Origin of the sequence: Flavobacterium sp. KMS (assembly GCF_000813005.1) — a bacterium.
In the GTDB taxonomy this organism is placed as follows: domain Bacteria; phylum Bacteroidota; class Bacteroidia; order Flavobacteriales; family Flavobacteriaceae; genus Flavobacterium.
This window is the reverse complement of the sequence record NZ_JSYP01000015.1, coordinates 140,433-162,384: the sequence shown is the minus strand read 5'-3', so window position 1 is coordinate 162,384 and position 21,952 is coordinate 140,433. Positions and strand designations below refer to the sequence as shown.

The window sequence follows — 21,952 nt, the reverse complement described above, 5'->3', positions numbered from 1 at the left end:
CTATATACCACTTTGTTGATAAGTTTAACCACTTTTATCCCAAAAGCCTTAAATTATGCAGAGTCAGATCATTAGCCATTTTAAAATAGTTTGTAAGAATGGTTCTACATAACAAAAAATGAAATGATATTGTCATAAAATTCCAATCTGTTTTTGCTAATTTTCTTTAGAAAAAAGAAAAAAATTAAAACAACTAGCAACTGATTTTTAGCCTTTTATTTCTTCTACTAAAATTATCTAGTTAAAAAATGTTTTCAAAAATCCATATTTATGTATTAAACCCTATATTTGTCCAAATTGAAATCGGTATTTAGTTAGATGGATAAACATTACAAAAAAGAAGGCAGATACAGCTATTATGAAGCTGGAGAAGGGACACCTATTGTTATTTTACATGGACTCATGGGAGGACTTAGTAACTTCGATGCCGTAGCCGAATATTTTTCAAATAGAGGATATAAAATAGTAATACCTGACTTACCGATATACACACAAAGCATACTAAAAACCAACGTAAAAAGTTTTGCCAAATATGTTAAGGACTTTATCACCTTCAAAGGATTCGATAAAGTTATTTTACTAGGGAATTCATTAGGTGGACATATTGCTTTATACCATACCAAATTATACCCTGAAAAAGTAATTGGGCTTGTTATAACAGGAAGTTCTGGTCTTTACGAAAGTGCAATGGGCGACAGTTACCCAAAAAGAGGAGATTACGAATACATAAGAAGAAAAGCTGAAGATGTATTTTATGACCCAAAAATTGCAACTCCCGAACTTATCGATGAAGTTTACGCTTCGGTAAACGATCGAATAAAATTAATAAAAACGCTTACTATAGCAAAAAGCGCTATTCGCCATAACATGGCAAAAGATTTACCTAAAATGCAAGTTGAAACTTGTATCATTTGGGGTAAAAACGACAAAGTAACTCCACCGGACGTAGCCGAAGAGTTTAACAAATTACTTCCTAACTCTTCTTTATATTGGATAGACAAATGTGGACATGCTGCCATGATGGAACATCCAGAAGAGTTTAACAAAATTCTTGAAGAGTGGTTGCAAAAAACCAATTTATAATAAACGCTTTCGAATTTGAGGAGGTTTTAGAAATAGTATAGATATGAAAATAAATACCGCCGAATTTATAATTAGTAATTCTGATGTAAGCAAATGTCCTAAGGACTTCTTGCCAGAATATGCTTTTATAGGAAGATCAAACGTAGGAAAGTCTTCTTTGATCAACATGTTGACCAATCATAAAAACTTAGCAAAAACTTCTGGTCGCCCTGGAAAAACACAATTGATAAATCATTTCCTGATTAATAACAATTGGTTCCTTGTCGATTTACCAGGATATGGTTACGCTAAAGTTTCTAAAAAAACAAAATCTGTTTTCCAACAGTTCATTACTGATTATTTTGAAACTCGCGAACAATTAGTTTGCGCTTTCGTATTAATCGATATTCGTCACGAAGCTCAAACCATCGACATTGAATTTATGTCGTACATGGGAGAAAGTGAAATTCCGTTTTGTATCATTTTCACCAAAGCAGATAAAATCAGTAAAGTAAAAATCGATTCTCATATCGCAGCTTACAAAAAGAAAATGTTTGCTAATAACTGGGCCGAAATGCCTCATTATTTTGTAACATCGGCAACAGAAGCTACTGGTAAAGATGATGTTTTAAAATACATTGACGAAGTAAACCAAGAGGTATTCAAAAACAACAGTCAGTTTTAAAATACCCTTTTCAGATAAAATAAAAAAATCCCAAAACTTAATCGGTTTTGGGATTTTTTATTTTGTAGTTAAAATCTTTAAAAAAAATATTTTTTTAAACTACATTTGAAACCAATCAATATATAGTTATGAAAAGCTTAAAGTTTATACCACTCATTTTTCTGTTTATACTTTCATCATGCGAATCATCATCGTATGTTACTATGCCTGGACCAAAAACTGGCGTTGATTTTACATCTGGAAAATGGCTGTTAAACGAATTAGATTGTCCAAAAAACTCTAGAGACAAATTAACCGCTGAAACTCTAGACTATTTCAAGAAAAATTTAGGGGAACGAATATCTTATATCAATGACGTAAATGGATTACTAATTACCAGAAAAATTCATTTAGATCCCAACAAAACAAAATTAAAAGAACTTAAAGATGGAACTGGTTTTGATTTCTTTATTAATATTGTTTCCACAAAAAACAAAAACGACTTCTCTTCCGTCGAACTTTATCAAGACGAAAATGATTTAGGCAAAAACGAAAGTGCTGTTACTCTAGAAGTATATGACTTAAACTTACAGGAAATTATTTTCTCTCAAAAAGTGGTAGGTACAGCTCACAAAAAGGAAACTAAATCTATGTGGGAAACAGAAAAGTCAGATAAACTTATAGACAACATAACATTCTACAGAAGCTCAGACAAATTAATGGTTGGGTCTTTAAAACGAATATTTAAGAATCTAAACAAAGCCTCTGTTAAATAAAAAAAATCCCATTCGCCGCGGCGAATGGGATTTTCTATTTTGTATTCAATTATGATTTTTTCAATTCTAGCTTTTCAGCGAAATAATCACAGAAATCTTTCATTGTATCCGACATTTTTTCATCGTCTGTAGCACGTTTAAAAGTATCTGCCATAGCTACTAAAGTCTGGTGAAAGAAAATTTTCATTTCATCCACAGGCATATCTTTTGTCCATAAATCAATACGCATTGTTTCCTGTACCTTACTATCCCAGATAGAAAGCATAATTGCTTTAGCATCCTGAGCTTCAACTCCACCATCTTTTGCCGACCATTTTAATTTTTCTGGCACACGGTTTTCGTCTAATTCTATAAGGAATTTAATTTCTGAGGTTTGTTGTTTATTATCTGACATTACTTCTTAGGTTTATATTTTGACTTTTCAAAAATTTCTTTTGCGTTCGTTTTTAATAATTGCTCTATCGACACATCATTGTTTTTCATGTATGAACGTACAATCTGCCAACCAATCCAGGTTCCAACGCGTCCTGGAGATTCGTTATCTATTTCTAAGTAAAATTTAGAAAATGGAGCTGTATTTATAAATCGTGTTGTGAGTTTTGCATCATCACTATACAACATTTCTTTCTCTATAAAATAACGCCACATATATCCTTCATTCTCTTCACACCATTTTATTTGTTCTGGTGTGTATCCTATTTTATCTGCATCGGTATAATCTGGTAAAAGCAAATCTTTTAAATACAATTGCTTTCCATAATATACCATTTTGCTAATTAAATTCTTATCGGTAACTGGTGAGATTTTCTTCATCGAAAAACTAGAAACCACATCTGGCATAATTTGTTTCTCTTCAAAATTCTCTTTTATATAATTTGGGAATTGATAAAACTTATGTTCTTTTCCTAAATACAACTCTAGCGCTACAACAACCAGACTATCGGCATAAATTGCTTTATTATTATAATCCATCTCAGATATTATAGTAATAACCTTTGGCGTTTTAGTTTTAGGAAAATAGTACTCTATATGTTGGAATAAAGTATTAAACTCTTTTCGAACTGGCTCAAAATCTCCATACTTTTTCTGAACTTCGGTATACAATTCTCTCCAAAGCGGATTCTGCATTTTCTCTATCCAAACCGCATCATCATTTCCTGCAGGAAAAAAATAAGGGTATTCTTTTTTTACTTTACCCAAATCTTTTGGTTGGGTCTCAAAAAACACTTTATCAAAGCGTTCTACTTTAATATCAACAGGAATTTCTTCTACCGCTTTTTCAATTTTACTTTTTTGGTCGCAGGACAAAAAAAAGACAGATAGAGCGATAGCAAACCGATATATTTTCATTTTATTTTAATTAAGTTTGTGTTGCAAAATTATCTAAGTAAAGACTACTTAAATATAATTGTGCAAATATACATTCCTGCATTTTAAAACTTAAACTATTATGGCTAAAAAAAGCACTATTCAAACAGAAAAAGTAAATACCTACATTGTAGAGTGGTTAAAAGATTATGCTAACAATGCTAAAGTGAATGGTTTTATTATAGGAATTTCTGGTGGTGTCGACTCAGCTGTAACCTCAACATTATGCGCTCAAACAGGATTAAAGGTTTTATGCGTAGAAATGCCAATTCATCAAGCTCCAAATCAAGTTTCCAGAGGACGAGAACACATCGAGCAACTAAAAAAACGATTCCCAAATGTCTCTAATATCGAAACCGACTTAACAAGTACTTTTGAAGCTTTTAAAGCCTCAACTCCTCATGATGCCGATATTGCAAAAGTAAATTTATCGCTTGCCAACACTCGTGCTCGTTTACGCATGACAAGTTTGTATTATTTAGCTGGAATTTACGGATTATTGGTTGCTGGAACTGGAAACAAAGTCGAAGATTTTGGAGTAGGTTTTTATACAAAATACGGTGATGGCGGCGTAGATTTGAGTCCAATTGCCGATTTAATGAAATCTGACGTGTATGCTTTAGGGGAATTTCTTGAAATTCCTAACACAATTTTAACAGCTGCCCCAACCGATGGTTTATTTGGAGATAATAGAACAGATGAAGACCAATTGGGTGCAAGTTATGACGAATTAGAAGCAGCAATGTTAGCCGATGAGCTAGGAAAATCGGCTGCTGACTTTGTAGGAAGAGAAAAAATTGTTTTCGAAATATACAAGAAATTAAACACAGCCAATCAGCACAAAATGAATCCTATACCTGTGTGCTCGATACCTAAAAAGTTAAAATAATCATTTTTATACTGATTTGCAATAAATTACAGAATTTATTTATTAATTTTACAGTTCCAAAAAAAATGAACAATTCTTAAAAAGGTAAAACTATGATTAAAGTATGTTTAGCAGACAACCACCCTGTGACGCACTTTGGCGTTAAGTCGTATTTTAAAGACCATGATGACATTTCAATTGTTGCAAATGTAGGCAACTTTACGATGGTAAAAGACATCCTTCAAACTAAGGACATCGACATTCTAATTTTAGATTTAGAATTAGAAGGTCTTGCCAGTATTTTTGAAGTTAAGTCTATTCTGAAAAACTTTCCAAAAACAAAAATCATCATCTTCAGTAATCTTTCTGAACAAATGTATGCTCCAAATGCCATAAAAGCTGGTGTGTCGGGATACATTCACAAAACAGAAAAATTAGAAACTCTGGGGATTTCGATTATCAAAGTACACGAAGGAAAAATTATCATCAATGAAACTGTACGTAAAAACATGGCATTGATCGCAAAACAAAGCAAAAGCGAACGTTTGTATCGAAAACTTTCTAACAGAGAAATTGAGGTATTACGTTACTTAAGCGATGGTAAGAAAAACAACGAAATTTCTAAAATTCTAAATCTTAACGAAAAAACAATTAGTACTTACAAACTAAGATTACTAACAAAATTAAACGTTACCAATTTAGTAGATTTGGTTAATAAAGCCAAAACACTAGAGATTATTTAATTATGATAACGGGACATTACCCTCCCAAGTTTTCTCGAAAACGAATTAATTAATTTAGAGTAATCTACCACCATTAACAAGAGCTCCATATTATCTTCCTTAGGGTCTGATATTATGGAGCTTTTTAATTCTTCAATTATCTTATCGACCAAAAACCAACGCATAGACAAAATTGTCTCGGTTACGTATTGACTTATAGATTCTGATTTTTCTTTTGCGAAAATATTTTGTCCCTCCCAATCATGAAGTGTAACTTTTTCATCTTCCATTAGAATATCTGTTACCTCCTGAGCAAATTCAGGCTGCAAACGCATTAAATATTGTTCTAAACTAAATTTTTCATTCTGATGATAGAATGCAATTAAGTCTGTAAAAATATCTCGAAACAGATTATTAGAAAGCTCTACCTCATCTTCCTGCAAACTCAAATAAATTCGCTGAAAAACTTTGTATTCTTTCTTTTCGGTAACAGTTTCAATTTCTCCTTCTCCATTACTTCTCAGGAAAACATCTTCAAACAGTTCTGTTTTATCTCCATAAAGCAATAAAATTTCAATTACTTTACGTTCTAAATGATATAAAATATCAATTTTTTCTGCTTGCTGTTCTACTGGATATCCTGGCTCACCTGGATAATCATCGGGTGGTCCGTTTCTTGGATCTTCTGGATCTCCTCCTGAATACCCTGTTTGTTTTGGTTTTTGGTTTCTATAAACTTCAAAAGGTTTTTGCTCCTGCTTTTGCTTTTTACCTACTTCTGTAATATCTTTTTGAATCAACTGAGCTAAAGTACTCACAAGTACCTGCTCAGAAATATCCATAATTCTGGCACATTCCTGAACGTAAACTTCACGCTGAATTCTATCTGGAATTTTAGAAATACTCGTAACCATATCCCGAATCAAATCGGCTTTCTTTATAGGATCATTTTTTGCTTCATTCATTAATAACGAAGCCTTAAACTGAATAAAGTCTTTAGCATTATTTTCTAAGTATGCTACTAAGTCATCATACGAAGTTTTTCTGGCGAAACTATCCGGGTCATCACCATCAGGGAAAGTACATACTCTTACGTTCATACCTTCTTCCAGAATCAAATCGATTCCTCGAATAGAAGCTCGTAATCCCGCAGCATCACCATCAAAAAGTACGGTGATGTTTTTTGTCAATCTATTTACCAGTCTAATCTGATCTGGTGTTAATGCCGTTCCAGAAGATGCAACTACATTTTCTATCCCTGCTTGATTAAACTGAATTACATCAGTATAACCCTCAACTAAAAAACAATTGTTTTGTTTCGCAATAGCTTGTTTGGCCTGAAAAATACCATACAACACTTTACTCTTATGGTAAATATCACTCTCTGGTGAATTTAAATATTTTGCAGCTTTTTTATCATTGGTTAAAATACGTCCTCCAAAACCAAGTACACGTCCCGACATACTTTGTATTGGGAACATAACACGTCCTTTAAATCGATCAAACGGACGGTCATCTCTAGGAATTGTTAACCCTGTACTTTCAAGAAATTCAAGTTTATATCCCTGACCGAGTGCTTCTTTAGTTAAAGCATCCCAAGTTTCAGGAGAATATCCTAGTTCGAATTTTTTAATTGTTTCGTTTGTAAACCCTCTTTCTTTAAAATATGAAAGCCCTATTGCCTGACCTTCATCTGTATTTAAAAGTACATTATGAAAATACTTTTTGGCAAACTCCGAAACAAGATACATACTTTCGCGAACATCTGTAATCGCTTTTTCAGCATCTGTTTGTTCGGTTTCTTCAATTTCGATATTATATTTTCTTGCTAGATATCGAATGGCTTCTGGATAAGTAAAATGTTCATGCTCTATCAAGAAAGCAACTGAGTTCCCTCCTTTTCCAGAACTAAAATCTTTCCAGATACCTTTTGCAGGCGATACCATAAATGATGGCGAGCGCTCATCCGAGAATGGGCTCAATCCCTTAAAGTTACTTCCTGCTCGTTTTAAATGTACAAAATCGCCAATTACCTCCTCTACTCGAGCAGTTTCAAAAACGGTATTTATGGTATTTTGTGAAATCAAAACGTATTACTTTTTTAAAGATTGAAGCTTGCAAAATTACACAAATCAAACTTGATATTTTGAATTATATGAAACAAAAAAAGCACTTCTCTCGAAGTGCTTCATTACTATAAAACTAACCTAACTTTTTTAATTCAAATCTAAACGTAATCCTAATGAAACATTGTTTTGTTTTATATCATTGTCAGCAAACAAAGGGTTAAGGTCATATTTTAAATACAAACTTATATCTCTATATCCCATATAACCACTTACTCCGTAAATGAAATTATTTACATTATAATCGCCTTTTGATATTACTTTTTCTTTTATATCATCTTGATCATATTTTAGAATTTGTTTGGACTTAACATTAATCCCTGCATATCCTCCAAGCCCAAAACGAAAACTTCTATGGGTTCTAAAATAAGTACCTCCATTACTATCTCGTTTACTTCCCGAAAAATCAAACTCTAAGTGCGCTGGTATAACTAAATAAACATTTCTAAAACGGGATTCATCTAGATTTACAGGATTAACTTCCAGAACGGTCTTATCTCCATCCACCACAAAATTACGGTTCTCTGTAGGTCTAATATTATTATACATTAATGACAATCCGTATTTAGCATGAAGCAAATTATGATCTTTTAAAATCCTGGAATTAAATGTAAATCCCCATTCGTAAAAATGCGAACCCATAAATTTGTAATCGGAATTTTTTAAACTTCCATCGGTTACTAAATTATTTATTCCAGCTGCAAACACAAATTGCGAAGTAGTTCTCTTTTCTCTGTAAATCGAATCTTTTCCTTTTCCACATCCTTTGCAAAGCCTAATCATATACTTTTTTACAGAATCTCTTTCTTTTATTTTTCCATCTACTTTTTGTTGTACTAAATCATTTAATTCATTTTGTACAACCGTAATTTTCTCTTCTATTATAATTGCTCTTACTTCCGCCAATTGTTTTTTCTTATTATCGGCATCTTCTCTCGTTATTTTCCCTTCAGAAAGCTGAACATTTACAACTTCTACTTCTTCTTTCAAAGCAGCTTTTTCATCTTTGGTTATTTTTTCGATTTTATCTGCAATAGATTTTGCTCTGGATTCAAATGTTTCCTGACCTATCATTTTACTAACAAATAAAAATAGGAAGAGGACTAAATAAATGGTAAAATTTCTCATGGTGATTTTTTTAAAATTGATTGATTTTTTGATTGATGATGATTTTAATTTTGATTATTGCAATAGTTATTCTTCAGCATTTCTGTTTCCCAAAGCTACTTTTACAGTTTGGTAATTTTTATTGACTTTATTAATTACTTTTTCTCTAAATGAAAGCTCTAACTCTCCATCGACTTGAGAAAGTAACTCATTAGCATTTACCTTAATTTTAGCTTTTTGCTGATCTGTTTTCCCCATTACTAAAGTTTTTTCTGCCGAAGTCAGTAACTGATCTACAGTTGCATTTTTTGAATTGTCTGCGATTGTTGTTTGATTAATTTTTGATTCTGTTTTTTGATTGTTTTTCCAATTCTCGTTATTGGTTTCTTTGATGATTGAACGCTCCGCTACTTGATTTTGATTTATTTTATTTTGATTTACTTTTTCATTTTTTTCTTCACTATTTTTCTTTGTCTCCTTTATTACAACTGCATCTTTATTTAAAGGGCTCAAGATTATTTTATCTTCTGGCTTATTTGGTTTAGCGACTGAATCTTTTACTTCTTCTTTAACAACTACTGTATCATTCAGCTTATTAACCGGAGCCTCTCTTTGACTAAAATAAATCGTGCTTATCAATAAGAAACCGATAAACCCTGCCGCAACATACATCCAGGTATATTTTCGTTTTGGCTTAGTTTCTTCGGCAACATTCAGCATCGCATCTAATCTATCCCAAGCATTATTACTAGGATTGATTTCTCTTTCATTTAGTTTTTCACGAAACTCTTTTTCTATTTTATTCGGTTCCATTTTCTTGTTTTTTTAATATAATAATTTGCTTTTGCAGCATTTTACGAGCATGTGATAATTGCGACTTTGACGTTCCTTCATTAATCCCCAGCATCGTTGCAATTTCATTGTGCTTATACCCTTCGATAGCATAAAGGTTAAAAACCATCTTATAACCATCTGGTAAGCTATCTATTAAAAACTGAATTTGATCTGTAGATAATTGACTTTCGATGCCATTAAAACTCTCTTCGGTATAATTTTCATCTTCTATAAATTTTACCTTCTTTTGAACCCGTAGATATGAGATGCATTCGTTTACCATTATCCTTCGAATCCATCCTTCAAAACTTCCTTTTTTTTCAAATCTATTAAGGTTTACAAAGACTTTCATAAATGATGTTATCATTACATCTTCTGCTAGTTGAATGTCTTTAATATACTGTCGGCAAACACTTAACATTTTCGAAGAAAACTTACTGTATATCTGCTGCTGAGCCTGTCGATTATTATCGATAGCCAACTGAATGATTTCAGTTTCTTCTTGATGTAAATGGATTACTTTCATAAAAACGTATAGAAAATTTCAAAAAATGATTCGGTAAAAATTAACTCAAATACTGTTATTATTAATCGTCCGTTCAAAATCAAACAGACTTCTATTAGCATAGACGCTTTAAGATTAAAAAAGGTTGTATGGGATTTAAAAATTAAATGATTTAAAAATAGAATCAAACCAGTAAACAACTAAACAACAAATAATTACAAGTTAAATTATTTTAAAAAAAAATCACAATTAGAAATAATTATCTAATTGCAATATTATCTTATTACTTTTTTCTTTCGATAACGTAGTTCACCATCAAAGTCAAGGCTGCTTTGAATTCTGAATCTGAATAATTGTTGAGTAGTGAGAGTGCTTCTTGCTGAAATTCTACCATTTTATTTTCGGCGTAAGCCAAACCATTATTATCTTTTACAAAAGCAATAACTTCTTTTACGCGCTTTTTGTCTTTATTATGGTTTTTGATAGAATTAATAAGCCAGCTTTTTTCTTTAGAGGTACAATTATTTAGAACATGAATTAAAGGCAAAGTCATTTTTTGCTCTTTAATATCTATTCCGGTAGGTTTACCAATAGCTTCTTCGCTATAATCGAATAAATCATCTTTTATTTGAAAAGCCATTCCTATAAGCTCTCCAAATTTACGCATGTTCTCTACCTGAACTTCATCTTCTATAACCGATTTTGCGCCAAGTGCACAACAAGCAGCAATAAGTGTCGCTGTCTTTTTTCGGATAATTTCATAATAAACATCCTCGGTAATATCTAGTCTTCTTGCTTTTTCTATCTGAAGTAATTCGCCTTCGCTCATTTCGCGTACAGCAACAGATATTATTTTAAGTAAATCAAAATCACCATTATCTATAGAAAGTAACAATCCTTTTGATAGTAAATAATCTCCAACCAGAACAGCTATTTTATTTTTCCAAAGTGCGTTGATAGAGAAAAAACCACGACGACGGTTACTATCATCTACAACATCATCATGAACCAAAGTGGCGGTATGAATTAACTCTATAACCGATGCTCCTCGATAAGTACGCTCGTTCACGATTCCTTCTGAAACCATTTTTGCTGTCAAGAAAACAAACATAGGTCGCATTTGTTTTCCTTTTCGATTTACGATATAATAGGTAATTCTGTTAAGCAAAGCCACCTTTGAAGTCATCGATTCATGGAACTTTTTTTCAAAAAGTTCCATTTCGTTAAAAATGGGCTGCTTTATTTGTGAGGTAATATTCATTTCGATTCCAAATATACTATTTTAAATAAAAAAACGTTGTCTATTTTATAGAAGTATATCAACATTTGTAACTTTTTATACACTATTCATATTCAAGTAAACCTTATTTACTCGAAAGCTCATTATTAGCATAGTCTAATTGTGTCGTTACTATTTTATTTCCCCTTTATAAAATAGCAGTAACTTAAAATCTACAATATAATCTCCACTTTAATTTAATTCACTAATTACAAGAAATCTAAATTACTTATTATGAAAACAAAGATTTTATTATTGGGAGCCATTGCAACTTTTTCGTTTTTCATTAGTTGTAATTCAGATGAAACAAGACAAGATGTTTCATCTAAAACTATTTCAAACGATGAAATAGCTACAAACTCAAAAATTGATGTATCGATTGATGATGTTTCAAATATTGCAGAAGACCAATTTGGCGCACAACAAAACAGTTCCCGAAAAGCAACTGGAGTTATTAAAAGCTTTTTACCAGAATGCGCCGTCATTACAACTGTATTAACAGACAATACATGGACAAGAACTATCGATTTTGGCACTGAAGGTTGTACCTTATCTAATGGAAATACATTGAAAGGAAAAATTACCATTTCGTTTACAAATGATTTCTCAAGCTCTGAACATACAATCACATACAGTTTTGAGAACTTTTACCACAATGGTAATAAAATACAAGGTAGCAAAAGCATAAGCCTAACACAAAAAGCAACTGCTTTATTAGCAACTGTTCACCCTGTATCTACTTCGGCAATCGACATGACAATTACATTTGAAGATGGGAAAATTTACAAACGAACTGGTACTTTAACAAAGGAAATGATTGCTGGTTTCGACACTTGGTTTAATTGGGACGATAACATTTTTATTATCACTGGTACTGGAGAAACTACGTTCCCTAATGGTGATAAAATTTCGACCGAAATTATACTTCCTCTAGAATTCTCTATGGCATGCAAAAAAACTTTCCCTGTAAAAGGTTCTATTTCTATTACTAAAAATGAAGCTAAGGCTTTAATTGATTTTGGAAATGGTGATTGTGATGACCTTGCTGTTGTTACAAGAGATGGCGTTTCGGAAGAAATTCATTTAAAAAAATAAGCTGATTTATAAAGAGAAAAGCATTAAAAACAAGTGGTAATCTCGTTTTTAATGCTTTTTTATTTTTATACTAAAGTAATTCTAAACTTCTGCTTCTTTATTGGCCAATTGCCCACAAGCAGCATCAATATCTTTTCCTCTGCTTCGGCGTACTTTTACCACAATCCCTATGTTTTCTAATGCTTTTATGTACGCATTAATCGATTCTTCTGAAGCTTGCTGAAACTCTCCATCATCGATTGGATTATATTCGATAAGGTTGACTTTACATGGTATGTATTTACAAAACTTTACCAAGGCATCAATCGATGCTTTATCGTCGTTAATTCCTTTCCAAACTACATATTCGTATGAAACTTTGCATTTGGTCTTTCTGTACCAGTATTCTAATGATTCTCGTAAATCTGCCAAAGGAAAGTTTTTACTAAAAGGCATGATTCGAGAACGGATTTCATCGATTGCCGAGTGTAATGAAACCGCCAATTTGAATTTAACATCATCATCGGCCATTTTTTTAATCATCTTAGGAATTCCCGATGTCGATACCATAATACGTTTTGGTGACATCCCTAATCCTTCTGTAGAGGTAATCATATCAATTGCTTTCATAACATTGTTATAATTCATGAGCGGTTCTCCCATTCCCATAAAAACAATATTCGATAGCGGATGATTATAATACAAACGACTTTCTTTATCTATAGCTATTACCTGATCATAAATCTCTGCAGGTTCTAGATTTCGCATTCTTTTTAATCTCGCTGTTGCGCAAAAATTACAATCTAAGCTACAACCTACCTGACTAGATACACAAGCCGTAGTTCTTGTTTGGGTAGGAATTAAAACTGACTCTACTACCAACCCATCATGTAATCGAACAGCATTCTTTACTGTACCATCGCTACTGCGTTGCATTGTATCAACCTTAATATGATTGATAACAAAATTATCTTCGAGCATAGAACGTGTTGCCTTAGCAACATTGGTCATATCATCAAAACTATGTGCTCCTTTACTCCATAACCACTCGTAAACTTGATTTCCGCGAAAAGCTTTGTCATTATTAGCGACAAAAAAATCGCGCAATTCCTCTTTTGATAAGGCTCGTATGTCTTTTTTCTCCATTTGCATGCTGCAAAGTTACTAAAGTATTTGCTCATTTTTAATCGACTATAAGATATAATCTAAAACCGATAATAGAATCTAAAATAAAGGCAATTATATCCGTAAAAAACCATGTAATTTCTTACCCTAAAAAACATCAATTATACTACATCGTTGTAGCTATAGATAGGGCTTTAATAAAATTTTAACAATGATTTATATCATCTCAAGAGCTCTTTATGTGTGTTAAATTTGACTCAAACAAATACCACGATTAGTTGCTCATAAATATAATTTAAAAGCTACAAATCAAATTTTTCGATAACAATTTAATACACAGAAAAATGAAATTACCAAAAAACAAATTATTCCTTTCAACAGTACTTTTCTTCGGAATCGTATTGTCATCAAATGCTCAAAAAAACTACACACTAGACGCAAAAACTAGTTACTCTGTTTCTGGAACATCTACAATGCATGATTGGGAAATGAAATCTGACTCAAAAACAGGAACAGCTAATTTCACTATCGCAGATTCAAAATTAGTTAGTATCAACAGTATTGATATTACCCTGCCTGCAGAGAGCATTAAAAGCGAGAAAACTAGTATGGATAAGGTAGCGTACAAAACTTTAAAAACAGACAAATTCAAAAATATTAAATATGTTTTAAAATCTGCCGAAAAGATTAATGAAACTACATGGGAACTTACTGGAACTTATACCATAGCCGGAGTAAGCAAAGTAATAAAAACACAAGTAAAAACTACAGTTACCAAAGATGCGGTATCCTTACAAGGCAGCAACAAAATCACTTTTACTGAATTTGGAATGAAATCTCCAACTGCATTATTAGGAACGATTAAAACTGGAGAAAACTTAACCATAAAATTCAATTTAAACTTTAATTTATAATAATCATGAAAAAAATCTATCTACTATTTATAGCATTAGCAAGCACAATTGCTGCAAATGCACAGCTAAGTTTTGGACATATGCAAAATCAAATTCCTCGTGACCAGAGAGCCATCAATGTATTTGATGTCAAAAAAGATACCGCCGCTTACAAAGGCATTAGTGTTGATCTGGGCGGTGCATTTGCCTTACAATTTCAAGCCTTGAATTCGTTCAATGACCAAAGAAACTTAACCGGAGCGAATGCCGAATACAGATTAAACAATCTAACTAACGACTTTAATTTACCAAATGCTAATATGACAATAGGTGCACAATTAGCAGATGGGGTACGTGTAAACTTAGACATATATCTTGCTTCCAGACACCACCATGAAACCTGGGTACAAGGTGGATACTTGCAAATTGACAAATTAGATTTCATTAAAAAAGGGCTTCTTGAAGATGTTATGAAATATACCACCATCAAAATAGGTCAAATGGAAAACAACTATGGTGATGCGCATTTTAGAAGAAGTAACAATGCTTATACGATTACAAACCCTTTTATTGGAAACAATATCATGGATGCTTTTACTACCGAAATGGGAGCTGAAATATATTATAACAGAAGCGGTTTTGTAAGTATGATTGGAGTAACAAACTCTAAATTAAATCAAAACGTACAAGAAGTTATTCCAGGAACAGCTACAGAACTTGCTCCGGATCAAAATACAACTATTAGCCCTACAATCTTAGCCAAATTAGGTTGGGACAAACAAATTGACAGTGATTTAAGAATCAGACTTACCGGATCTTACTATCATACAGCAAATTCTAGCGGAAACTTATATAGTTCTGATAGAGCAGGAAGTCGTTTTTATAGCGTAATGACGCACGCCGGAACGATAGGTTACCCAAGTTCAAATATTTTAGATTCAGAGAGTAATAAAGACACTGGTAGATTTAATCCTGGATTTGGAAACTGGGCTACTTCTTACATGATTAACCCGTTTATAAAATATAAAGGATTTGAATTCTTCGGTACTTTAGAATTTGCTTCAGGAGGTGACTATAAAGGAACAGATGATACTCGTAATGTCAATCAATATGTTGGAGATTTAGTTTATCGTTTTGGAAATCATGAAAATCTATATGTTGGTGCTAAATACAATTTAGTCGACGGAAAACTACGTAACTCTGATGCTGATGCTGTACAAGTAAATAGATTTGAAGCTGCTGCAGGTTGGTTTATGACTAAAAACATTTTAGCAAAACTTTCATACGTGCAACAGAACTACAAAAACTACCAACAATTTGGAAATGTAGGCGGAGTTTCAATGCCAAATGACTTTTACGGAGGAAAATTTGAAGGACTAATGTTTGAAGCAACAATTTCATTCTAAATAAAATGAAAAATAGATTTCTAATTTTAATTTTGGGTTTAGTCATTTTTCTTTCCTTAGGAAGTGCTAAACCCACTTTTTTAACAGATGATACTGTTTTAATAATAAATAAAATAAAAATAGAAATTACAGGAGTATCAACTGTCGGCAATTACAATTGCTCCAATATCTTCCCTAAAAAAGATACCATTTATTTAAATTCAACAAAAAAAAATGCATTTAATACTGAAATCAAGATGTCAAATTTTGATTGCGGAAACAAAATAATGACTAAAGATTTACAAGGAACTGTAAAGATAAAAACCTTCCCTAACAGTATTGTGTATATTACAGACATAAAACCTAGTGGCAAAAATTACAAATGTACACTGGCTTTTTACATCACTAATAAAACCCTGAAATACAAAGATTTCATATTATATACCACTGATAAAAAAATCGAAGGATCTCTTAATTTAAAGTTCTCAGATATTGAATTAGCGCCTCCCGTAAAGATGGCTGGTTTAATTAAAGTAAAAGATGATATTGTTATTAATTTTAGTCTGTACAAAAACTAGTGAGTGGAAAAACTCATCATTTCTTTTCAAAATATTATCATGTTTTTTTGAAGGTACTCTAAATGGGTACCTTTTTGATTTTAAAAAACTTTCTCCTAAATCTTTCCAAATATAAAACTTGGCACGAGAATTGTTTTTCTCTCAAAGGGAAAATAATATTACAAAGCGCGCAATCATTTTAAAATGTGTATCTTTATTTTTCAGCTCTATAAAAGTTAAATTTCATCAACCTAAAAAAATTAATTCATTATGAAAAAACAAATTTTAAGTTTAGCATTAGTTGCCTTATTAAGTTTAGCTGTTCAGTCATGTAAAAAAGAAGAGCCAAAACCTACAGAAGATGAATTAACGCTTGGAAACAAAGTAGACTCATTAACTACTGACATTAAAGAAGTAAAAGATACAGCCGTAACTAAAGTTGAGGATGCTGCCAAAGATGTAAAAGATGCTACTAAAAAAGCTGCTGAAGATGTAAAAGACGCTACAGAAAAAGGAGCTAAAAAAGTAGAAAATGCTGCAAAAGCTGCAAAAGACGGAACTGTAAAAACAGCTAAAGAAGTTAATGATGCTTTAAAAAAATAATTTTCATTGTCATGAAAATTAAAACCATTCGTCACGACGAATGGTTTTTTTATGCTAAAAAGTGTAGTAGATATTTTTGTATTTTTGTGTTTCAAAAATTTAGACTTTACTCATCATGCATTTTATATCACAAGACTTAGAGGATTATATCGAACAACACTCAGAAAGAGAACCTGAATTACTAGCACGTTTAAACAAAGAAACTTACCAAAAAATATTATTACCACGTATGTTAAGCGGGCATTTTCAGGGGCGTGTTTTAAGTATGCTATCTAAGTTAATACGTCCTGTAAATATCCTCGAAATTGGTACTTATACTGGCTATGCAGCTTTATGTTTATGCGAAGGCATGCAAGAAAACGGGCAATTACACACCATCGATATTAAAGAAGAATTAATCGATTTTCAACGAAAATATTTTGACCAATCACCTTGGGGAAAACAAATTTTCCAACATTTGGGCGAAGCAACAACTATTATCCCTACAATTGATGTAAAATTTGATTTGGTTTTTATCGATGCTGATAAAGAAAACTATCTTAATTATTACGAAATGATTGTTCCTAAAATGAATAAAGGAGGTATCATTTTATCTGATAATGTTTTATGGAGTGGTAAAGTTTTAGAGCCATTACAACCAAACGATATTAGCACAAAAATTCTCTTAGAATACAACTTACTTTTAAAGAACGATCCAAGGGTAGAAACTGTTTTATTACCTATTCGTGATGGTCTAACTGTGAGTCGAGTACTTTAACTTTAAGAAAGTTACTAAGTTATTGAGGCACTAAGATTCTAAGTTTTTTTATTAAACAAAGACTCAATTACCTTCTACTTTAGCTAGAGGTAATTCAGAAAAAAAACAGCAATAATGAATTACAGCAATGAAATAAACTCGGAAGGTTTTGCAATTATTGATAATGTTTATGATGAAAACGAAATTAAAAAATTGATTTCGATAATTGAAAACGTTACTGAGAACAAAACGGATAAAACAACCTTTAGGAAATCTGAAGATTTATTTGCTATTAGACAATTCCACAAAGAAATTCCTGAGACATTAGATTATATCTTTAATCAGAACTTAAAGGATATTATCAAATCTAACTTTGGGGAGAATTATTTTATAACGAAATCAATATATTTTGACAAACCCGAAAAATCAAATTGGTTTGTTGCTTACCATCAAGATTTAACTATTTCGGTAGATAAGAAATTAGATATAGAAAATTTCGAAAATTGGACCACCAAACAAAATCAGTTTGCAGTACAACCTCCCAAAGAAGTTCTCGAAAATAATTTTACAATAAGAATCCATATCGACAAAACTACTAAAGACAATGGTGCTTTAAAAGTGATTAACAATTCTCATTCTAAAGGAATTTTGAGAGTCGAAAACATGGACTTGAAGAATGAAACGGAAACAATTTGCGAAATCGAAAAAGGCGGTATAATGATTATGAAACCATTGCTTTTTCATGCTTCTAACAAGACTACTAATAACGAGAGAAGACGCGTTATTCATATCGAATTTAGCAATCTGGAATTACCAAATGGATTGGAATGGAGCGAAAAAACAAAGCTTAATTAATCAAAGCTTTTAAATTTTTAAACACAATTCTAGCCCAGATGGAAACGGCATCCTTTTTCTGGCTCCTTTAGCCAGGAAAAGATAGAGTGTACAGCTGGAAAAAGCTCCTAAAATTTAAACTGGAAAGTACCTTGCTCTTACTTTTTGGTATATTTTAAACAGCAAGAATCCCATTGTTGCTCCTGCTAAATATCCGCAAAGAATATCCAACGGATAGTGCAATCCTAAATAAATACGGCTATAAGCAAAAACTAATGGCCATAAAAACAGGAGTCCAAAATATTTAAAATGTTTATTAAGCAACAAGTATAAAAATGTAGCTACTGCCATTGTATTAGCAGCATGTCCTGAGAAAAAGCTGAATGATGAGCGAACTTGTACAATTCGAATAAACGAATTAATATCGGGGTTATTACAAGGTCTTAAACGCTGTACATTATTTTTAACCAAATTTGTTAATTGGTCTGTACAGGTTATTAAAATTGCTATAAAAAGTAATAGATACAAGGTTTGTTTTGTTCCTAATTTTTTATAAATGAAATAAAATAATAACAAAAAAAGTGGAATCCAATTTACCTGATCCGTAATTACGAGCCAAAGTTTGTCGTAAGTTTCGGAACCTAAACCGTTAAGATAAACAAATAAATTAGTATCGAGTTCTTGTAATTTTTCAAGCATTATATCTGACGTTTTATTGGGCCTGTAATTGTATCAATGTCTTCTTTTGTTTTTTCGAATTGCGTTGTAGCATCTCCTAACAAATTAGTTTTGGCTTTTTCTATTTCAGAATTAATATTGCCTGTTATGTTGTCTAATGATTTCGCATCAAAACCGTTAGCTTCTGCGCCTTTTTGAATTTCGCTTTTAATGTCATTGGTCGCATTTTTAAGTTGCGCCATTGCTTTCCCCATAGTACGAGCAATTTCTGGCACTTTATCTGAACCAAAAAGCATAAGTACTACAAATAGTATAAAAACTAATTCTCCTCCTCCTATACCAAACATATCTTTTTTATTTTATGTGCCACAAAGATATTAAATTTTGTAGCCTACTGTTTTAAAATTTACTTAAAAAAAGAGACCCTTGCGAGTCTCTTATCTTTTTATGCTTAATCAAATTTTGATTTTACCTCTACTTTTGGCCATGCATTATTAGTTACGTCAATATCTGCAGTAAGTAATTTTGGGTCAATTTGAATGCTTTTTATTGCTTTCTCTGTTGCATATACTTTTTTGGCTGTATCATTATTTTTTCTCCAGATTTGTGCCGGATATTTAAATTCTTCTTTACTTCCGTCCTCATAAGTAATCTCTACAAGAATAGGCATGATCATTCCTCCCGGCTTTTCAAACTCTACTTCGTAAAAATATTTAGGTGATTTTAAATTTGCCTTTTCTTCTGCATTAAATGTTTGCGCAACATAATCTGATAATAATTTTACATCATCAACCTTTAAAGCTTTTTTATCAGATCCTTTTAATTCTTTGTTATCGCTTGCAATTAAATATACAAAAGGTCCTTTTTCGAAACCAAAACGTCCTTTTCTAATCTTAGTATCTTTTAGCTCTGCTGTAGCAGTTTCGCTAACATAATATTGTTTTACATCTTTAATTCCGATATCTACAAAATCTGTTGAGTAAAACCATCCTCTAAAAAACCAATCTAGATCGACTGCCGAAGCATCTTCCATCGTTCTAAAGAAATCTTCTGGTGTTGGGTGTTTAAATTTCCATCTGTTTGCATATGTTTTAAAAGCATAGTCAAACAATTCTCTTCCCATAACTACTTCTCTTAAAATATTAAGACCTGTAGCTGGTTTTCCGTAAGCATTATTACCAAATTGGTGAATCGTCTCTGAGTTTGACATAATTGGCTCTAAAAACTTTTGATCTCCACTCATATAAGGAACAATGTTTTTTGCAGGACCACGTCTTGATGGGAAATTAGGATCTAACTCCTGCTCTGCCAAGTACTCTAAAAATGAGTTCAACCCTTCATCCATCCAGCTCCATTGGCGCTCGTCGGAATTTACAATCATAGGGAAAAAGTTATGCCCTACTTCGTGTATTACGACACCAATCATTCCGTTTTTTATTTCTTTGCTCGTTACTCCGTTTTCATCAGGACGACCAAAATTCCAACAAATCATTGGGTATTCCATTCCTTGATCTTCTGCCGAAACTGAAACTGCTTTTGGGTAAGGATAATCAAATGTGTGTGATGAATAACTTTTTAATGTATGTGCAACTGTTATTGTTGACGTTTCTCCCCAAAGTGGATTTGCTTCTTTTGGATATACTGAAGCTGCCATAACTGTTTTACCTCCGAGCTTTACTGCCATTGCATCATAAATGAATTTTCTTGATGTTGCAATCCCGAAATCACGTACGTTTTTAGCACTAAATTTCCATATTTTTTTCTTTTCAGAAAATCCTTTCTCAGTTGCCTCTGCTTCTGCCTGTGTAACAATAACAACTGGCTTATCATATGATTTTTGAGCAAGCTCGTATCTTTTTACTTGTTCTGGAGTAAACACTTCACTTCTGTTTGTTAATTCTCCTGTAGCTTCCATTACGTGATCTGCAGGAACGGTAATATTAACATCAAAATTTCCGAATGGTAAAGCAAATTCTCCACCTCCCCAAAACTGCATATTCTGCCATCCTTCTACATCATTATAAACTGCCATTCTTGGATAGAATTGCGCAATTACGTATAATCTATTTTTGTCTTTTTCAAAAAATTCATATCCTGAACGTCCTCCGTCTTTTCTATAATTATTAATGTTATACCACCATTTAATAGAAAATGAAATTTTTTCACCAGCTTTTAAAGGCGCAGGTAAATTAATTCTCATCATGGTTTCATTAATTGTATAAGACATCGGATTTCCCTTTGCATCTTTTACAGACTCAATATTAAAACCTCGCTCAAGTCCGTCTTTTAAGTATTTGTTCGAAAAACCTTCAACTGCTAAAACTTGATTAATTTTATCGCTCTCGGCTAATGTAGTTTGTGTATTTTTTTTAGCTTGATTTTGATCTAGTTGCAACCATAAATACTCTAGATTATCTGGAGAATTATTAGAATATGTAATTGTTTCTGACCCGCTTAATTTTGCGTTTTTATCATCTAACTCAACATCAATTTTATAATCGGCTTGTTGCTGATAATATGCTGGCCCTGGCGCTCCAGATGCTGTACGAAACATATTGGGAGTAGCCAATAAGTCATACATTTGACTAAATTTGTTAGTATCGTACTTCCCTTGTTGCTTTATTGGTGTGGTATTTTTTTCCTGCGCAAACATGATTGCAGGAAAAAACAATAAAAATGATATTCTTCTCATAAACTGGTTTTTTGGAGTTTTTGTCAGGGTGTGAAAATAACAATTAAAAAAATATTCATCTCCA

General features: G+C 32.1%; 23 protein-coding genes. 12 read left to right on the top strand and 11 right to left on the bottom strand.

All coding sequences use genetic code 11. From position 1 onward, the window contains the following. Positions 1 to 318 precede the first annotated feature (318 nt). The 3 genes from OA93_RS16245 (at position 319) to OA93_RS16235 (ending at position 2,502) form a co-directional block, all read left to right on the top strand. On the top strand, positions 319 to 1,083 hold the full coding sequence (locus OA93_RS16245; protein WP_035627608.1) for an alpha/beta hydrolase: 765 nt from the start codon (positions 319 to 321) through the stop codon (positions 1,081 to 1,083). Between the two features lie 43 nt (positions 1,084 to 1,126). Beyond that, positions 1,127 to 1,747 carry a ribosome biogenesis GTP-binding protein YihA/YsxC gene (yihA, locus tag OA93_RS16240; protein WP_039114475.1) on the top strand — a complete coding sequence of 207 codons (621 nt, stop codon included), beginning with the start codon at positions 1,127 to 1,129 and terminating at the stop codon, positions 1,745 to 1,747. 128 nt (positions 1,748 to 1,875) lie between these two features. Further along, positions 1,876 to 2,502: a hypothetical protein gene (locus tag OA93_RS16235; RefSeq protein WP_131474493.1), complete on the top strand. Its 627-nt coding sequence runs from the start codon at positions 1,876 to 1,878 to the stop codon at positions 2,500 to 2,502. 49 nt (positions 2,503 to 2,551) lie between these two features. Here OA93_RS16235 and gldC read toward each other — a convergent pair whose 3' ends face one another. Further along, positions 2,552 to 2,896, bottom strand: coding sequence for a gliding motility protein GldC (gldC, locus tag OA93_RS16230; protein WP_039114473.1), 345 nt, complete (start codon positions 2,894 to 2,896; stop codon positions 2,552 to 2,554). Beyond that, positions 2,896 to 3,852 (bottom strand): gliding motility lipoprotein GldB, encoded by a 957-nt coding sequence (gene gldB, locus OA93_RS16225; protein ID WP_039114472.1) that lies wholly within the window; start codon positions 3,850 to 3,852, stop codon positions 2,896 to 2,898. Before gldB ends, gldC begins: the two co-directional genes overlap by 1 nt. Before the next feature lie 100 nt (positions 3,853 to 3,952). Here gldB and nadE point away from each other — a divergent pair, with 100 nt between their 5' ends. Both nadE and OA93_RS16215 read left to right on the top strand, forming a co-directional pair. Then, complete coding sequence (gene nadE, locus OA93_RS16220) at positions 3,953 to 4,759, top strand: NAD(+) synthase (RefSeq protein WP_039114471.1); 807 nt, start codon at positions 3,953 to 3,955, stop codon at positions 4,757 to 4,759. A gap of 92 nt (positions 4,760 to 4,851) precedes the next feature. Beyond that, complete coding sequence (locus OA93_RS16215; protein ID WP_035618090.1) at positions 4,852 to 5,481, top strand: response regulator transcription factor; 630 nt, start codon at positions 4,852 to 4,854, stop codon at positions 5,479 to 5,481. Here the strand turns inward: OA93_RS16215 and dnaG are convergent. The 5 genes from dnaG to OA93_RS16190 form a co-directional block, all read right to left on the bottom strand. Beyond that, entirely contained in the window at positions 5,478 to 7,547 is a 2,070-nt protein-coding gene (gene dnaG, locus OA93_RS16210) for a DNA primase (RefSeq protein ID WP_039114469.1), read from the bottom strand. The genes OA93_RS16215 and dnaG overlap by 4 nt on opposite strands. A 129-nt stretch (positions 7,548 to 7,676) precedes the next feature. Next, positions 7,677 to 8,714: a hypothetical protein gene (locus tag OA93_RS16205; protein WP_039114468.1), complete on the bottom strand. Its 1,038-nt coding sequence runs from the start codon at positions 8,712 to 8,714 to the stop codon at positions 7,677 to 7,679. Between the two features lie 66 nt (positions 8,715 to 8,780). Next, entirely contained in the window at positions 8,781 to 9,506 is a 726-nt protein-coding gene (locus tag OA93_RS16200; protein ID WP_039114466.1) for a hypothetical protein, read from the bottom strand. Continuing rightward, positions 9,493 to 10,053, bottom strand: coding sequence for an RNA polymerase sigma factor (locus OA93_RS16195; RefSeq protein WP_039114465.1), 561 nt, complete (start codon positions 10,051 to 10,053; stop codon positions 9,493 to 9,495). Before OA93_RS16195 ends, OA93_RS16200 begins: the two co-directional genes overlap by 14 nt. Positions 10,054 to 10,315: 262 nt before the next feature. Next, entirely contained in the window at positions 10,316 to 11,293 is a 978-nt protein-coding gene (locus OA93_RS16190) for a polyprenyl synthetase family protein (RefSeq protein ID WP_039114464.1), read from the bottom strand. A 252-nt stretch (positions 11,294 to 11,545) separates the two neighbouring features. Here OA93_RS16190 and OA93_RS16185 point away from each other — a divergent pair, with 252 nt between their 5' ends. Beyond that, positions 11,546 to 12,406 (top strand): hypothetical protein, encoded by an 861-nt coding sequence (locus OA93_RS16185; protein WP_039114463.1) that lies wholly within the window; start codon positions 11,546 to 11,548, stop codon positions 12,404 to 12,406. A gap of 81 nt (positions 12,407 to 12,487) precedes the next feature. On the opposite strand, the gene rlmN is transcribed toward OA93_RS16185, so the two are convergent. Next, positions 12,488 to 13,537: a 23S rRNA (adenine(2503)-C(2))-methyltransferase RlmN gene (rlmN, locus tag OA93_RS16180; protein WP_039114462.1), complete on the bottom strand. Its 1,050-nt coding sequence runs from the start codon at positions 13,535 to 13,537 to the stop codon at positions 12,488 to 12,490. A gap of 317 nt (positions 13,538 to 13,854) precedes the next feature. On the opposite strand from rlmN, the gene OA93_RS16175 reads away from it, so the two are divergent. The 6 genes from OA93_RS16175 to OA93_RS16150 all read left to right on the top strand — a co-directional run bounded on the left by OA93_RS16175 (position 13,855) and on the right by OA93_RS16150 (position 18,539). After that, positions 13,855 to 14,424 (top strand): YceI family protein, encoded by a 570-nt coding sequence (locus OA93_RS16175; RefSeq protein ID WP_039114460.1) that lies wholly within the window; start codon positions 13,855 to 13,857, stop codon positions 14,422 to 14,424. 5 nt (positions 14,425 to 14,429) lie between these two features. Further along, positions 14,430 to 15,809, top strand: a complete 1,380-nt coding sequence (locus OA93_RS16170) for a hypothetical protein (RefSeq protein WP_039114459.1) — start codon at positions 14,430 to 14,432, stop codon at positions 15,807 to 15,809. 5 nt (positions 15,810 to 15,814) lie between these two features. Then, on the top strand, positions 15,815 to 16,366 hold the full coding sequence (locus tag OA93_RS16165) for a hypothetical protein (RefSeq protein ID WP_039114458.1): 552 nt from the start codon (positions 15,815 to 15,817) through the stop codon (positions 16,364 to 16,366). Positions 16,367 to 16,615: 249 nt separating this feature from the next. Beyond that, positions 16,616 to 16,948, top strand: a complete 333-nt coding sequence (locus tag OA93_RS16160) for a hypothetical protein (protein WP_039114456.1) — start codon at positions 16,616 to 16,618, stop codon at positions 16,946 to 16,948. 115 nt (positions 16,949 to 17,063) lie between these two features. After that, positions 17,064 to 17,705, top strand: a complete 642-nt coding sequence (locus tag OA93_RS16155) for an O-methyltransferase (RefSeq protein ID WP_039114454.1) — start codon at positions 17,064 to 17,066, stop codon at positions 17,703 to 17,705. A gap of 114 nt (positions 17,706 to 17,819) precedes the next feature. Continuing rightward, a complete protein-coding gene (locus OA93_RS16150; RefSeq protein ID WP_039114452.1) occupies positions 17,820 to 18,539 on the top strand; it encodes a phytanoyl-CoA dioxygenase family protein in 720 nt (239 codons plus the stop codon). A gap of 114 nt (positions 18,540 to 18,653) precedes the next feature. Here OA93_RS16150 and OA93_RS16145 read toward each other — a convergent pair whose 3' ends face one another. The 3 genes from OA93_RS16145 to OA93_RS16135 all read right to left on the bottom strand — a co-directional run bounded on the left by OA93_RS16145 (position 18,654) and on the right by OA93_RS16135 (position 21,888). After that, positions 18,654 to 19,217 carry a phosphatase PAP2 family protein gene (locus tag OA93_RS16145; RefSeq protein WP_039114451.1) on the bottom strand — a complete coding sequence of 188 codons (564 nt, stop codon included), beginning with the start codon at positions 19,215 to 19,217 and terminating at the stop codon, positions 18,654 to 18,656. Further along, complete coding sequence (locus OA93_RS16140) at positions 19,217 to 19,543, bottom strand: twin-arginine translocase TatA/TatE family subunit (RefSeq protein WP_039114450.1); 327 nt, start codon at positions 19,541 to 19,543, stop codon at positions 19,217 to 19,219. Before OA93_RS16140 ends, OA93_RS16145 begins: the two co-directional genes overlap by 1 nt. Before the next feature lie 104 nt (positions 19,544 to 19,647). Beyond that, the gene (locus OA93_RS16135) at positions 19,648 to 21,888 is read right to left on the bottom strand and encodes a M1 family metallopeptidase (protein ID WP_039114449.1); all 2,241 of its coding nucleotides are present in this window, start codon (positions 21,886 to 21,888) and stop codon (positions 19,648 to 19,650) included. Positions 21,889 to 21,952: the final 64 nt, after the last annotated feature.

What these genes read in the sequence shown, in the direction of transcription:
- gldB (WP_039114472.1), bottom strand. Translation starts at nt 3,852, where the DNA reads ATGAAAATATATCGGTTTGCTATCGCTCTATCTGTCTTTTTTTTGTCC.
- OA93_RS16205 (WP_039114468.1), bottom strand. Translation starts at nt 8,714, where the DNA reads ATGAGAAATTTTACCATTTATTTAGTCCTCTTCCTATTTTTATTTGTT.
- OA93_RS16140 (WP_039114450.1), bottom strand. Translation starts at nt 19,543, where the DNA reads ATGTTTGGTATAGGAGGAGGAGAATTAGTTTTTATACTATTTGTAGTA.
- OA93_RS16175 (WP_039114460.1), top strand. Translation starts at nt 13,855, where the DNA reads ATGAAATTACCAAAAAACAAATTATTCCTTTCAACAGTACTTTTCTTC.
- rlmN (WP_039114462.1), bottom strand. Translation starts at nt 13,537, where the DNA reads ATGCAAATGGAGAAAAAAGACATACGAGCCTTATCAAAAGAGGAATTG.
- OA93_RS16160 (WP_039114456.1), top strand. Translation starts at nt 16,616, where the DNA reads ATGAAAAAACAAATTTTAAGTTTAGCATTAGTTGCCTTATTAAGTTTA.
- OA93_RS16200 (WP_039114466.1), bottom strand. Translation starts at nt 9,506, where the DNA reads ATGGAACCGAATAAAATAGAAAAAGAGTTTCGTGAAAAACTAAATGAA.
- yihA (WP_039114475.1), top strand. Translation starts at nt 1,127, where the DNA reads ATGAAAATAAATACCGCCGAATTTATAATTAGTAATTCTGATGTAAGC.
- OA93_RS16150 (WP_039114452.1), top strand. Translation starts at nt 17,820, where the DNA reads ATGAATTACAGCAATGAAATAAACTCGGAAGGTTTTGCAATTATTGAT.
- gldC (WP_039114473.1), bottom strand. Translation starts at nt 2,896, where the DNA reads ATGTCAGATAATAAACAACAAACCTCAGAAATTAAATTCCTTATAGAA.
- OA93_RS16245 (WP_035627608.1), top strand. Translation starts at nt 319, where the DNA reads ATGGATAAACATTACAAAAAAGAAGGCAGATACAGCTATTATGAAGCT.
- OA93_RS16165 (WP_039114458.1), top strand. Translation starts at nt 15,815, where the DNA reads ATGAAAAATAGATTTCTAATTTTAATTTTGGGTTTAGTCATTTTTCTT.
- OA93_RS16190 (WP_039114464.1), bottom strand. Translation starts at nt 11,293, where the DNA reads ATGAATATTACCTCACAAATAAAGCAGCCCATTTTTAACGAAATGGAA.
- OA93_RS16145 (WP_039114451.1), bottom strand. Translation starts at nt 19,217, where the DNA reads ATGCTTGAAAAATTACAAGAACTCGATACTAATTTATTTGTTTATCTT.
- OA93_RS16155 (WP_039114454.1), top strand. Translation starts at nt 17,064, where the DNA reads ATGCATTTTATATCACAAGACTTAGAGGATTATATCGAACAACACTCA.
- OA93_RS16185 (WP_039114463.1), top strand. Translation starts at nt 11,546, where the DNA reads ATGAAAACAAAGATTTTATTATTGGGAGCCATTGCAACTTTTTCGTTT.
- OA93_RS16235 (WP_131474493.1), top strand. Translation starts at nt 1,876, where the DNA reads ATGAAAAGCTTAAAGTTTATACCACTCATTTTTCTGTTTATACTTTCA.
- OA93_RS16135 (WP_039114449.1), bottom strand. Translation starts at nt 21,888, where the DNA reads ATGAGAAGAATATCATTTTTATTGTTTTTTCCTGCAATCATGTTTGCG.
- OA93_RS16215 (WP_035618090.1), top strand. Translation starts at nt 4,852, where the DNA reads ATGATTAAAGTATGTTTAGCAGACAACCACCCTGTGACGCACTTTGGC.
- nadE (WP_039114471.1), top strand. Translation starts at nt 3,953, where the DNA reads ATGGCTAAAAAAAGCACTATTCAAACAGAAAAAGTAAATACCTACATT.
- OA93_RS16195 (WP_039114465.1), bottom strand. Translation starts at nt 10,053, where the DNA reads ATGAAAGTAATCCATTTACATCAAGAAGAAACTGAAATCATTCAGTTG.
- OA93_RS16170 (WP_039114459.1), top strand. Translation starts at nt 14,430, where the DNA reads ATGAAAAAAATCTATCTACTATTTATAGCATTAGCAAGCACAATTGCT.